This is a genomic window from Corallococcus sp. BB11-1 (assembly GCF_026626625.1).
GTDB classification, from domain to species: domain Bacteria; phylum Myxococcota; class Myxococcia; order Myxococcales; family Myxococcaceae; genus Corallococcus; species Corallococcus soli.
In genome coordinates, this window is record NZ_JAPNJY010000044.1 from 234,987 (window position 1) to 247,650 (window position 12,664).

General features: G+C 70.3%; 10 protein-coding genes and 2 tRNA genes. 4 read left to right on the forward strand and 8 right to left on the reverse strand.

What is annotated here, in order from left to right:
• Window positions 1-16 precede the first annotated feature (16 nt).
• Both OV207_RS37035 and OV207_RS37040 read right to left on the reverse strand, forming a co-directional pair.
• On the reverse strand, window positions 17-2,176 hold the full coding sequence (locus OV207_RS37035; RefSeq protein ID WP_267559779.1) for a flotillin family protein: 2,160 nt from the start codon (window positions 2,174-2,176) through the stop codon (window positions 17-19).
• Between the two features lie 115 nt (window positions 2,177-2,291).
• Window positions 2,292-3,170, reverse strand: a complete 879-nt coding sequence (locus OV207_RS37040) for a hypothetical protein (RefSeq protein ID WP_267559780.1) — start codon at window positions 3,168-3,170, stop codon at window positions 2,292-2,294.
• A gap of 208 nt (window positions 3,171-3,378) precedes the next feature.
• Here OV207_RS37040 and OV207_RS37045 point away from each other — a divergent pair, with 208 nt between their 5' ends.
• From OV207_RS37045 to OV207_RS37060, 4 genes are all read left to right on the forward strand, one after another.
• Window positions 3,379-4,503: a DNA topoisomerase IB gene (locus tag OV207_RS37045; RefSeq protein WP_324291600.1), complete on the forward strand. Its 1,125-nt coding sequence runs from the start codon at window positions 3,379-3,381 to the stop codon at window positions 4,501-4,503.
• Between the two features lie 87 nt (window positions 4,504-4,590).
• Window positions 4,591-5,322, forward strand: a complete 732-nt coding sequence (locus OV207_RS37050; RefSeq protein ID WP_267559781.1) for a 2OG-Fe(II) oxygenase — start codon at window positions 4,591-4,593, stop codon at window positions 5,320-5,322.
• A gap of 117 nt (window positions 5,323-5,439) precedes the next feature.
• Entirely contained in the window at window positions 5,440-5,640 is a 201-nt protein-coding gene (locus OV207_RS37055) for a hypothetical protein (protein WP_267559782.1), read from the forward strand.
• 59 nt (window positions 5,641-5,699) lie between these two features.
• Window positions 5,700-6,764 carry a patatin-like phospholipase family protein gene (locus OV207_RS37060; protein ID WP_267559783.1) on the forward strand — a complete coding sequence of 355 codons (1,065 nt, stop codon included), beginning with the start codon at window positions 5,700-5,702 and terminating at the stop codon, window positions 6,762-6,764.
• A gap of 55 nt (window positions 6,765-6,819) precedes the next feature.
• Here the strand turns inward: OV207_RS37060 and OV207_RS37065 are convergent, their stop codons facing one another.
• The 6 genes from OV207_RS37065 to murJ all read right to left on the reverse strand — a co-directional run bounded on the left by OV207_RS37065 (window position 6,820) and on the right by murJ (window position 12,512).
• Window positions 6,820-8,034: an esterase/lipase family protein gene (locus OV207_RS37065; protein WP_267559784.1), complete on the reverse strand. Its 1,215-nt coding sequence runs from the start codon at window positions 8,032-8,034 to the stop codon at window positions 6,820-6,822.
• A gap of 267 nt (window positions 8,035-8,301) precedes the next feature.
• A tRNA-Met gene (locus tag OV207_RS37070) sits at window positions 8,302-8,375 on the reverse strand.
• An 81-nt stretch (window positions 8,376-8,456) separates the two neighbouring features.
• A tRNA-Met gene (locus tag OV207_RS37075) sits at window positions 8,457-8,530 on the reverse strand.
• A gap of 102 nt (window positions 8,531-8,632) precedes the next feature.
• The gene (locus OV207_RS37080; RefSeq protein ID WP_267559785.1) at window positions 8,633-10,327 is read right to left on the reverse strand and encodes a S1 RNA-binding domain-containing protein; all 1,695 of its coding nucleotides are present in this window, start codon (window positions 10,325-10,327) and stop codon (window positions 8,633-8,635) included.
• Window positions 10,315-10,524 carry a hypothetical protein gene (locus tag OV207_RS37085; RefSeq protein WP_267559786.1) on the reverse strand — a complete coding sequence of 70 codons (210 nt, stop codon included), beginning with the start codon at window positions 10,522-10,524 and terminating at the stop codon, window positions 10,315-10,317. Before OV207_RS37085 ends, OV207_RS37080 begins: the two co-directional genes overlap by 13 nt.
• Before the next feature lie 353 nt (window positions 10,525-10,877).
• Window positions 10,878-12,512, reverse strand: a complete 1,635-nt coding sequence (gene murJ / locus OV207_RS37090) for a murein biosynthesis integral membrane protein MurJ (RefSeq protein WP_267559788.1) — start codon at window positions 12,510-12,512, stop codon at window positions 10,878-10,880.
• Window positions 12,513-12,664: the final 152 nt, after the last annotated feature.

A 12,664-nucleotide genomic window follows, 5' to 3' on the forward strand; every position in this document is an offset into this window, starting at 1 on the left:
ACGGGGCCGTGAGGCCCTAGCCCTGCTTCTCGAGGAGGGCCGAGGCCTCCGTCTGCACCAGCGCCTTGATGCCGGCGGCGGTGGAGGCGGTGGGGCTGAGGGACATCCGGTTGAGCAGCGCGGCGACGGCCAGGTTCTGCGCGTCGTTGCTGAGGCCCGGCTTGGAGAGGATCTCCTTCAGGTCCGCCGGCAGGTCCTTCTCACCGTTGAGGTAGCCGCCGAGCGTCTTCTTCAGCGCCTCGCTGTGGTCCAGCGCGCCGTCCACGGAGCTGCCGAAGGAGACGGCCTTGATGAAGTTCTCGAAGAACTTCCCGTCGCCACCGACGATCTGGAACTTCGCGTTGCTGAAGGCCTGACCCAGCACCTGGGCCTGCGCCTGCGCGATGTCCTTGCGCACGTTGATGGCCGCCAGCTCCACGTCGCGCTCCTTGTTGAGGCGCAGGCGGTACTCCTCGTGCTCGCGACCCACGCCGTCCAGGGCCTTCATCGCCGTGGCCTTCTCCGACAGGCCCCGCGCCTCGGCCATCAGCTTCTCCTGGATGGCGGCGGCCTCGGCGAGCAGCTTCTCGCGCATGGCGAACGCCTCGGCCTCGCCGCGCTTGTGGATGGCGCCGGCTTCCGCCTCCTGCACGCGGGCGTGGGCCATGCCCTTCTCTTCCAGGCCGGACGCCTCGGCGAGCAGCTTCTCGCGCGTGGCGGAGGCCTGCGCCTGGCCCTGCTTCTGGATGACGGAGGCCTCGGCCTCCTTCACGCGCACCTGCGCCATGCCCAGCTTCTCCGTGGCGACGGCGTCGGCTTCACGCACGCGCACGTTGGCGAGCCCCTCGGCGGCGGACTCGGCCTGGATGCCCTCGGCCAGGCGCATCTTCGCCTTGGCCGACTTGTCCGCGGCCTCCAGGTCCGCCTCGGCCAGGGTCAGCTTCTCCTTGGCGAGGAAGATGGCGATCTTCGCGCTGGCGTCCGCGGCGGTGATGTCCTTGACGGACGCCTCTTCCGCGTGGCCCTGGGCGGCGATGATGAGCGCGTCCTTGTTGCGCTTCGCCTCCGACGTCACGCGCAGGTCCTTGATGTTCTCCTCTTCCTGGGCGACGGTCTTCTCCACCGCGATGCGGGCGCGCACCACGTCGGCGATGGCCTTCTTCTCCCCCTCCAGCGCCTTCTCCTTGGAGATGCGCTGCATCTCCGTCTCGCGCTCGCGGTTGATGGCTTCCAGGGCGCGGTCCTTCTCCACGCGCTCGGTCTCCACGCCCACCACGCGCTCGCGGTTCTTCTGCGCCACCTGCACCTGGCGCGTCTTGTTCTCCTCGTTGATGGCGATCTCTTCTTCCGCCTTGATGCGCGCGAGCTGCGCCTTGGCGAACTCCTCGCTCTTCACGCGGTCGGCCTCGGCCGTCTCACGCGCCTGGATGATGTCGATCTCCCGGCGCTGCTTGGCGGCGGCCTCTTCGCGCTGACGCTGCAGGGCGAAGATGGCCTCGTCGGCTTCCACGTCCCGCTTCGTCACCGCCATGCGCTCGGACTGGCGCAGCTCGTTGGTGAAGACGTTCTGCTCGGTGGTCAGCTGGGTGATCTTCCGGATGCCCTGGGCGTCCAGGATGTTGTCCTTGTCGAGCATCTCCACCGGGGTCTGCTCGAGGAAGTCGATGGCGCAGTCCTCCAGCATGTAGCCGTTGAGGTCGCGGCCAATGGTCTCCACGACCTTGTCCTTGATCTCATCGCGCTTGGTGTAGAGCTGCTCGAAGTCGAAGCTCTTGCCCACCGTCTTGAGGGCTTCGGAGAACTTGGCCTCGAAGAGGTTCTCCAGCGTCTCCTGGTCGCTGGCGCGCACGCAGCCGATGGACTGGGCGACCTTGAGCACGTCCTCGCGGGTCTTGTTCACGCGCACGAAGAAGGTGACCTTGATGTCCGCCCGGATGTTGTCCTGGCAGATGAGGCCTTCCTTGCCGCGACGGTCGATTTCAACCGTCTTCAGCGAGATGTCCATCACCTCCGCGCGGTGGACGATGGGGAGGACGACGGCGCCGGTGAACGTCACCGTGGGCTCGGTCTTCATCGTGTTGACGATGAGCACCTTGCCCTGATCCACCTGGCGGTAGAACTTCGCCACGCTGACGAAGATGCCGAAGAGGATGATGATGCCGCCACCGACGATTGCTGCCAGGCTGATGGGATCCATGGCCTTCCTGTGAAGTCCGTTGGGCGGGCCTTGTTCCAAGCACTCGGGGTCCCCCGCTAAAGCCACCCGGTGCCGATTGTCGCGCCCGTCCGGAAGGTCCGGAGGACGCCAATGTTCATCGATGCGAGCGGGCTCTCGCGACGGCCGCTGCCTTGAGCGGATCGCGAAGCTGCTCCATTTCCTGGGGCAGGAGCCAGTCCACCGGCTCCACCTCGTAGACACCGCGCTCCGCGTCGTAGCCGAGGATCAACGCCGGCTCGCCGCGCTTGAGCTGGTTGGGCTTCTCACAGACGACGTTGAGGATGAGGCCGGCGGCCCCGTCGTTGAAGGTCGCGTGGCCGTCACGCGCCGTGACGCTGCCACTGGAGATGTTGCACACGCGGCCCATCAGGGCCTCGCGCCCCGGGGCGCGCTTGGCGATGAAGACGGGCCGCAGGGGGCGCACCGCGAAGCCGGCCACCGTCGTGCCTACCGCGAAGCACCCCAGGCCCAGGCCCGTGCTGACCAGCCACGAGGGGAGCATGGAGAGCGCCTCGTGCGTCACCTGGCCGGACAGCAGCGACAGCGACCAGGACAGGAACACGACCAGGCTCACCGACACCGTGATGGGGATGCCGCCGAAGCCCAGCGCCGCGAGCAGGCCCGTGGCGGCCTCCGCGTCGTGCAGGTGCGAATGTCCGGCGTGGCCGTGTCCCGCCACGGCCTTCGCGCCGCCCTCCAGCAGCCCCGACGTGGCCTTGGCGCCGCCCTCGAAGGCGCCGCCCACCGCCTTGGCGCCGCCCTCGAAGGAGCCGCTGATCGCCTTGGCCCCCCCTTCGAAGGCGCCGCCCACCGCCTTGGCGCCGCTCTCCAGGTCCACGTGGACGTCGCCGTCCAGCATGTCGATGCCCGCCGCGCCGATGATCACGCACAGCCAATAGGCCAGCACCACCCCCAGGAGGATGGTGAAGATCGCGGTCGGGAACGCCACCAGGGCGTCGAGGAAGGTCGTCATGCCTCGGGAATACTTTGGAGTTTGGAGTCGCAAGGGAGTGTAAACGACTGCACTGCCATCCGAAAATGCCGCCTGGGGCTTTTCGACCTGCCTGGGGGGCATGCAGCCAGGGAGCGCTCGGGATTGCCGCCCTGGCTCGGGCTGCGCACTACAGGGTGAGCCCGGGCCTCCAGGTGCCCTGGAGCCCCCGGCCCCTGGGAAGGTCGTGATGCCCTCCAACCTCGCGGTCCTGGAAACCGAGACGCCTTCACCGAGCCGCCGGGCCGCCAGGGGGCTGACGCAGTTGGAGCGCCTGCGCCGGGAGGGGATCCGCCGGTTGGGGACGATGAAGCGGGGCTTCCGGTACGTGGACGCGAACGGTCGCGCCGTGTCCCAGGCGGAGCGGGAGCGCATCGAGGCCCTGAAGCTGCCCCCGGCGTGGACGGAGGTCGCCATCGCGAAGAGGGCGTCCGCGCGACTCCAGGCGGTGGGGCGGGATGGCGCGGGCCGCTGGCAGTACCGCTACAGCGAGGCGCACACCCAGAAGCAGCAGGACGCGAAGTTCCAGCGCATCGTGGGCTTCGCGCGGGCGCTGCCGAAGATGCGGCGGCAGGTGAGCAGGGATCTGCGCAAGCGGGGACTGGGCCGGGAGCGGGTGCTCGCGGGGATGCTGCGCATCCTGGGGACGTGCTTCATCCGGCCGGGCAGCCAGCGCTACGCGGACGAGCACGGCAGCTTCGGGCTCGCCACGTTGAGGGCGCGCCACGTGAAGGTGACGGGCGACACGGTGGTGTTCGACTACCCGGGCAAGTCCGGCGTGCGCCAGCACCGGGAGCTGAAGGATCGCCGGGTGGCCACGCTGGTGCGACAGCTGCTGAAGGTGCGCGGGCGCGACGTCTTCAAGTTCGTCGTGGACGACGGCGCGGCGGTGGACGTGCGGCGCCGGCACCTCAACGAATACATCCAGCAGGTGATGGGGCCGGAGTACAGCGCCAAGGACTTCCGCACCTGGGCCGGAACGCTCATCTGCGCGTGCGCCCTGGCGCGGGCCCGCGAGCACGTGAAGAACGGAGGCGACAGCGGACGGGTGAAGAAGACCGCCCTCAAGAAGACGATGGTGGCCGCGGTGCGCGAAGCCTCCGAACACCTGGGCAACACGCCCGCCGTCGCCAGGGCCTCGTACATCTACCCGCCGGTGCTCGCGCTCTTCGAGCGGGGCCAGGTGGTGGACCGCTACTTCAGCTCCGTGGACGAGCTGGCGGCGCAGGCGGGCGAAGGCATGCACTGCTCGGAGAAGGCGCTGCTCCACATGCTGGACCGGAAGAAGCGGGGCTCCAGGCAGGCCTCGGCGTAGCAGGCCGGGAGCCAGGGACCGCCCGGCAGGGAGGCGAGCGGAGCGAGGCCATTCTCGCGCCTCCGGGAAGGGGCTAGCGTTGCGCCCGTGCCCGAGTACGTCACCCACCGAGACGCCCTGCCGCGCGCCGAGTTGGAGGCCCTGGGGGACGCCCTGCTCGGCTCCCGCTTCGTCGCGCGCAGCCCGCTGATGGGCACCTTCCGCGCGAGCCGGGGCTTCGCGTTCATCTTCACGCGGGACGGCCGCGCGACGCTGGAGGCGCGCTTCCCGTTCCTGTCGGGCTACCTGCGCCGCATCCTCGACGACGACAGCGCCCGGGGCCTGCTGCCGTGGACGCAGCGCTGGTTTCGCGGCCCCGACGCGCGGCCCCGTCCCAATGCGTTCTACCTGAACCTGCTGTTGCTGGACGCGGGCACGCCGGTGGGACGGCACATCGACGCGACGTTGCAGGAGCCCAGCGGCGTCCCGGACGCGACGCCCGAACACGTCAGCGTGCTCTACCTCCGCGTGCCGCCCGGGGTCCGTGGCGGCGCGCTGCGGCTGCTTCGCGACAACCAGCCCCGGGGTGAGGTGCGGCCCCGGCCTGGCCTGCTGGTGCACTTCCGGGGTGACCTCCAGCACGAGGTGCAGGCCTTCACCGGCGGGCCAGAGGGCGCGTTGCGAGCGAGCCTCGTTTGCGAGCAGTACGCCTTCGCGGACGACGTGCTCGCGCGCCTCCCGGTGTTCCGCATCCAGTCCAAGGCGGGCTTCTCCGCCTACCTGGCGGCCCAGCGTGAGCGCGACGGGGCAGCCCCTTCCGTGGGGACTTTGGAGGAGTAGCAGGCCCGCCCCGGCGGCCTGTACCGGGGGCATCCGGGCGTTCGGGCCGGACTTCGCTTGCGCCCATCGCGCACCGGCACGACTTTTCGTGTTCACCCCTTGCGAGGGAGCACGGACATGGCTGGAAAGAAGCTGCAGGAGGGCTACGGCGGCACCAGCGAGCAGCGCCAGCGCCACCTCGAGAACGACAACTTTTCCGAACGCGCGCCCCGGAATCCGGAGGAATTGGATGGGGTGCGCAGCGAACCGGAAGCGGATGGCCACCGGATGGTGACGTTCCATCCCCTGGAGCCACAGTCCCCCGACGACGAGCCCTGAGCACGGGGCCATTCTCGCGACGGTCCCCAGGCCCGGGTTTGCTAGGTTCCGCGCCCGCGATGAGCCAAAGCCTGACCCTGCTGGCCGGTCCCGATGCCCTCCGCATCCTCCGCGAACGCGGTCTGCGCGCGGAGGACGTGGACATCCTCCCCGGTGCTTCGGGGGGACCGAAGTGGCTGGCGCTGGAGGGAATCGACCGGGTGTTGTTCGGGGAGCTGCTCCAGCAACCGCGCACCCGTCCGCTCCACCTCATCGGCAGCTCCATCGGGAGCTGGCGGCTGGCATGTCTGGCGCAGAAGGATCCGGTGGCCGCGATGAAGCGGTTCGCGGACGCGTACCTGGATCAGCGCTACCCACCCAAGCCGCCACCGTCGCTCGTCAGCGAGACGAGTGCCCGCATCCTCGAAGTGCTCCTGGGACCTGACGGCGCGGAGGAGATCCTCACGCACCCGTGGGCGCGGCTGCACGTGGTGACGACGCGGTGCAAGGGGCTGCTCGCGGTGGAGCAGCCCAGGGCGCAGCTCACGGGCTTCGTGCTCGGGGCGCTGGCCAACGCGGTGAGCCGCCGGACGCTCGGGCTCCAGATGCAGCGCGTGCTCTTCCACACCGCCGGGGACACCAGCCCGTTCGCCGGACTCAAGGACCTGCCGTCGGCGCACCGTCCCCTGACGCGCGACAACCTGCGCCCTGCCCTGCTCGCCTCCGCCTCCATTCCCCTGGTCATCGCGGGCGTCCACGACATTCCGGGAGCACCTCCCGGCACGTACCGGGATGGGGGCGTCGTCGACTACCACCTGGACGTGGACTACGGCGCGGGCGACGGGTTGGTGCTCTACCCGCACTTCTACCCGTACGTCGTGCCCGGCTGGTTCGACAAGTCCCTCAAGTGGCGCCGCGCGGGCCCGCTCAACTTCCGCCGTGCGCTGATCATCGCCCCCTCGCCCAGACACCTGGACCGACTGCCCGGAAGGCGCATCCCCGACCGCGCTGACTTCACCCGGATGAAGGACGACGAGCGCATCCGGGCGTGGAAGCAGGTGCTCACAGAAGGCGAGCGCCTGGGTGATGAGCTGCGCGAGCTCATCGCCTCGGGTCGCATCGCGGAGCACGTCCAGCCGCTGTGACCGTGCTCCGGGCGAGCGCCGGGAGAAGCGCGTCACCCTGGGGCTCCCCCCGCCCTCAGGCCGACAGCCACGAGCGGAGCGCGTCGTAGACCTCAGGGTGGTTGAGCAGGTCCAGGTGGTTCGCGCGCAGGATGATCCGCTGATTCGCTTCGGGAAAGCGCAGCGTGAGTTCCGGCTGGAGGTGCCGGCCCAGCGCACTGTCCACGGGGACCAGTCCGTCTCCGGGCAACCGCTCCGCCAGCACCTGCGCGGAAGTCGCGGCGACCGCGTAGCACTCCACCCCAGAGGGCAAGGCGAGCTGGCGCCGGACATCCCCACCCCATCCGAAGCGCTCCCGCCCCTCCCAATGCTCATCGAGCACGTACCCGAACCGCAGGTCCGTCACGCCCGCCCCGCGGATCCGCCCGAGGCGCGCGAAGGGAGCACTGTAGGGACTGATGCCCAGCAGCACGTCGATCCAGCTCCCCCCACGCTCAAGGGGTGAGCCGTGGTGCGGGGTGCCCAGGCACACGAGCCTGCGCAGCCGGTGCCGCCAGACATGGCCCCCCGCCTCCGCGGCGAGGCACGCGCTGCGGGACACGAGGCCCCCCATGCTGTGGCCGACGAGCGTCAGGTCCTCCAGCGGCACGGGCCACGCGGCCACGAGCTGCTCCAGCAACTCCGCGAACGCACGACCGTTGCGGGAGACGTGCAGCCCGCTGTTGTAGTGCAGGTAGACGGGCGTGTACCCGAGGTCGCGCGCGAGCGCCGCACCATGGTCGTGCCCGAGCCGGTTCCACTGCGCATCGTTCATCGAGGAGCCGTGCACCAGCACGAGCAACCTGCTCCCGGCCGTCGGCAGCGCGGCACGCAGGGCCTCCGGCGCCAGGGGCAGCGGCCGGCCGTGGATCCGAAATGCCATCGGGATCGCGAGCGGGTTGCCGCCTTCGTCGAGCGCATCCCCCAGCACGCCGTTCAGCGCGGCGACCACCGCCTCCCGCTGCGGCCCGGGCACGCTGTCGCCCAGCCATGGCTCCAGTTGGGAGATCACGGCGTCAAGCCCGGCGCCGACCTGCCGCGTGACGCCCTGAAGTGTCGCGTAGAGGAGCCCCGTCAAGGCGCGCACGGGCCGCTCCAGGGGCCTGCCCAGGATCGCGGGTCCACTGGCGATGGTGCAGTGCATCTCCTGCACGATGCCCATCACCCCCTGGGTGGCCTGCACCGCGAGGCGGCTGGCACCGCGCAAGGCATCCGCGTTCTTCCGCGCACCGCGAAGGGACTGGCTCGTCATGGCTGGCACACCCCTGGTAACGCCGCCCGGCAACAACCTACCCGACCGTAACCTACCGGCGAGTAGGTCGCACGTCAAACGCAGGCCCGGCGGGCCGCCACCATGAGCGACCGCGGGGTCGTGCCCACGAAGGCGTGGATGTCCGGAGGTGTGACAGGGAGCGCGGCCTGGGCCCGAAGGCTCACGGGCCCGATGGGGCGCGGCTCAAAAAGCCAGACGCTGAAAACAGAAAGGGCCCCAGTCTTTCGACTGGGGCCCTCTCCAGAGTTGCGGGGGCAGGATTTGAACCTGCGACCTTCGGGTTATGAGCCCGACGAGCTACCAGGCTGCTCCACCCCGCGTCACCGTGCTGCGCTTTTGCTTCTGAGTCTGAACACCAGGGGTCTGGTCTTTCATTTCAACCAGACCCCTGGCTTTTCAAGTTGCGGGGGCAGGATTTGAACCTGCGACCTTCGGGTTATGAGCCCGACGAGCTACCAGGCTGCTCCACCCCGCGGCGAGAACGAGAGGGTAAGTACATCCGCCTCTCGCGACCGTCAACTCTATTCTCGGCGCCCCACCGCTTTGAAGCGAAGGAGCGCCGAGCGCGAGTGACGTCCTACTTGCCCAGCTTGCTCAGCAGGTCCGCGAAGGTGCCGAAGCCCTTCTTGCCCGAGCCCACCGGCTTCTGCGTCTTCTGCCACGCCTCGACCTCGGCGCGCTCCTCGGCGCGGATGGCGCCAGGGATGGACAGGCGGATCTTCCCGGCGGGATCCATGTCGATGATCGCCGCCTTCAGCTCCTGCCCGATGGAGAAGTGCTTGCGCATGTCCGTGCCGCGGTCGGTGCCCGTCTCGCTGGCCGGGATGAGGCCCTTGCCGCCCGGGAACGCGAGGAACACGCCGTAGGGCTCCAGCCGGTCCACCTTGCCGACGACGACGTCGCCCACCTTGGGGCGCGGCGCCGCGGCCTGCGCGGGCTTCGCTTCGGAGGCCGCCTTCGCCGGACGCTCCTCGGGAGGACGCTGCGCCTCCTCCTCGGAGATGCGGCGCAGGCCGATGCGCTTGTCGTTGGGGTCGATCTTCTCGATGGACACCCAGATGACTTCGCCTTCCTTCACCGCGTCACGCGGGTGCGCGATGCGGCGGTCGCTCAGCGCGGAGATGTGCACCAGGCCATCCACGCCCGGGCGCAGCTCCACGAACGCGCCGAACGGCTGCAGCCGGACGACCTTGCCCTGCAGGCGGTCGCCTTCGTGCAGCTCCTCCAGCGCCTTCTTGAACGGATCCTCCTGGCTGGAGCGCAGGGACAGCGTGATGCGCTCCTTCTGCTTCGCCTTGTCGGAGGAGTTCGGCTGGCCCTCCTCCATGCGGAGGATCTCCACCTCCACGTCGTCGCCCTGCTTCACGACTTCGCTGGGGTGGCCCACGCGCGTGTAGGACAGCTCGGAGACGGGGATCATGCCCTCCACGCCGCCCAGGTCCACGAACACGCCGAAGTCGCGCACGCCGGAGACCTTGCCCTTGACCGTCTTGCCCACGGCCAGGTTCTTGCGCGTCTCCGTCGCCAGCTTGCGCTGCTCGTCCTCCAGCAGCGACCGGCGCGACAGCACCACGTTGCGGTCCCGGACCTCGGTGACGCGGAACTGGAGCTTCTCGCCGATGAACTGATCCGGCTTCTCCACGAAGCGGATGTCCAGTTGGCTGATGGGGCAGAAGGCGCGCATGTCGCCGATGGCGACTTCCACGCCGCCCTTGTTGACGCTGAGCACCATGCCTTCCACCGGCATGCCGGAGGCGCGGGCCTCGGCCAGCATCGCCATGGACGCGTTGCCCTTGGCCAGCGCGCGGCTGAGCAGGATGCCGCGGGCACCCATCTCCACCACGTGCGCGTCCAGGCGGTCACCCACGCCGAAGCGCAGGATGCCCTCGTCGTCCTTGAGCTCGCGCAGCTCGATCATCGCCTCGGACTTGCCGGAGCCGTCCAGCGACACGAACGCGGTGTCCGCGCCCAACTGGAAGATGGTGCCGGAGACCTTCTCGCCCAGGCGCACGCCGCGCCGGCCGGGAGCCCCGCCGTCCTTGACCTGCGCCTCGAACATGTCGGCGAAGGACTCGGACTCCTGGACCTCCTCGTAGAGGGGGCTGGACGGCGCCGGCGTCACCGGACGCGGCGTCGGGGCGGGCGTCGGCGTGGCCGCGGAGGCCTGCGCCTCCGCGCCCGTCTGCTCCGCCGTCGCGGTCGCGTCCGTGGGCTTGTCGCCCTCCAGCGCGCGCGTCTCGATGGAGCCGGAGGCCCGCTTCACGACCACCATGGGGCCGGACGCACGGCGCTCACCGCCGCCGCTGCCTCCCCGCCGCTCACCGCCTCCGCCACCACCGCCGGGGCGTCCACCACGAGGTGCACCCGCATCGCCGCCCTGGGGACGAGGCTGCGGCGACTGTGCATCGCGCGCCCCACGCTCCCGTCCCGGACCGCGCTGCTCGTCGCGGCCTCCGCCGCCACGGCCACCGCCGCGCTCGTTGCCCTGGCCCCCCGAAGGGATGCCCAGCATCACGTCGCCAAACGTGGCCTTCGGCTTCTTGGGACCGAAACCGCCAGGACCGCCCGAATTACCGCCGCTCTTCTCGTCGCTCACTGCCGAGACCTTCCGTTGACGATTTCGACCCCGGACTCCCGTGAAGTCAGGGCCTCTTGAAAAAGGCGGCGCACTCTACACGCGCGCCATGTCGGGAGGAAGCCGCATACCGACCTCCCCCTCACAATGGGCCTCCTACCGCAACCCAAAGGGGCCTGTCCTGCATTCCGTTGGGTTTCCCAACATCGCCTGGAGGGCAGCCGTCCCACCGGGCGCCGCGCCGCGTCTACCGGAGGATCTTCAGCTTCCGGCCCACCTTTCGGAAGACGGCCCCCGCCTCCGGGACGCCCAGGGCCGCGGACAGCGCGAAATAGACGAGCCCGAAGGGCACGGCCACCGCCACCAGCCCCAGGACGGGGTGCAGGTCCGGCGGCACGAGCACCCCGCCTCCCCACTGGGCCCCCACCCCGGGCATGGGGCCCAGGAGGGAGGTGAGGCCCTGCTTGACGCCCAGCGCCACCACCCCGCCCACGGCCGCCGCGCCCCACAGCCGGGGCAGGAGCCCCGCCGGCAGGCCCGCCGGCCCCACGCGCTGCTGGAGCTTGCGGCGCAGCAGCGTCGTCTCCACCCAGGCCACGATGCCGCTCGACAGGGTGAGGAAGACCGCGCCCATTTCCCGGGGCACGCCCAGCCGCTCCGGCAGCCACAGCGCCAGGAAGTACGCGAAGACGGTGCCCAGGCCCACCCGCACCACCGCGTAGCGCAGGGGCGTCTTCGGATCCTTCAGCGCGTAGAAGGCGGAGGCATAGAGGCGGCCCACCGTGGAGGCCACCAGCCCCACCGCCGCGCCCATCAGCAGGTACCAGAGGTAGCGCGAGTCCGCCGCGCTGAAGCGGCCCGTCTGCAGCAGCGCGCCGCCCACGAGGTCGCCCAGGAAGAGCAGCGCCGCGGCGGAGGGCACCACCCAGAAGGCGATCCGCCGGGACCCCGCGTCGATGCGCGAGCGCAGCTTCGCGTGCGCCTCCGCCTCCCCTTCCCCGGTGGCGCGCGCCATCTCCGGCAGCTCCGCGGCCGACACCGCCATGCCGAAGAGGCTCACCGGGATGAGGTAGATGGTCTGCGCGTAGAGCAGCGAGGACAGGGCGCGGTTGGAGATGAGGGACGCGAACGCGGTGTCCACCCACGCGCTGAACTGGACCACGCCGCGCCCCAGCACCACCGGGCCGAAGTTCTTCAGCACCTGGCGCACGGAGGCGCTCGCCAGCGACAGCGCCGGGCGGAAGCGGCCCAGCAGGCGCAGCACCGTGGGCACCTGCACGGCGAACTGGAGGAAGCTGCCCAGCACCACGCCGTAGGCCAGCCACTCCGTCAGCGCCTCTTCCGCGGCGCGGCCCCCTTGCGCGTACCGGCCGCCCACCGCCAGCAGCGTGGCGATGATGACAACGTTCCACACCACCGGCGCCAGGTAGGACAGGAGGAAGCGCCGGTGACTGTTGAGGATGCCCAGGCACCACGCGCTCAGCACCAGGAAGCCCGTGCCGGGGAACAGGATGCGCACCAGCCGGATGGCCAGGTCGCGCTCGCCCCCCTCGAAGCCGGGCGCGATGAGGTCCACGAACAGCGGCGTGGCCAGCATGCCCAACGCCACCATCACGCTGGTGGCCAGCGCCAGCAGGCCGAACACCGCGCCCGCGACCTTGTCCGACTCCTCCGCGTCCTTCTTGCCCAGCAGCTGGGCGTACACGGGGATGAAGGAGCCCGACAGCACGCCCTCCCCGAAGAGGTTCTGCAGGAAGTTGGGGATGCGCAGCGCGGCCTTGAAGACGGCGGCGGCCTCCGCGTTGCCCAGGTAGTGCGCGAAGACCCGCTCGCGCACGAGCCCCATGAGCCGCGACGCCAGGATGCCGATGCCCACCAGCATCGCGCCCCTGCCTCCCGCTCGCGCGGAGGTGGCTGGCGGGTCAGTGGCCGGGGAGTCGGGCTTCGGGGGCGGCGCGGGAGCGGGGACGGTCACGAAGGCGCGGACTCTACGTCCAGCGTCCTGGGCCATGCAGCAGGAAACCCTTCGGCCGC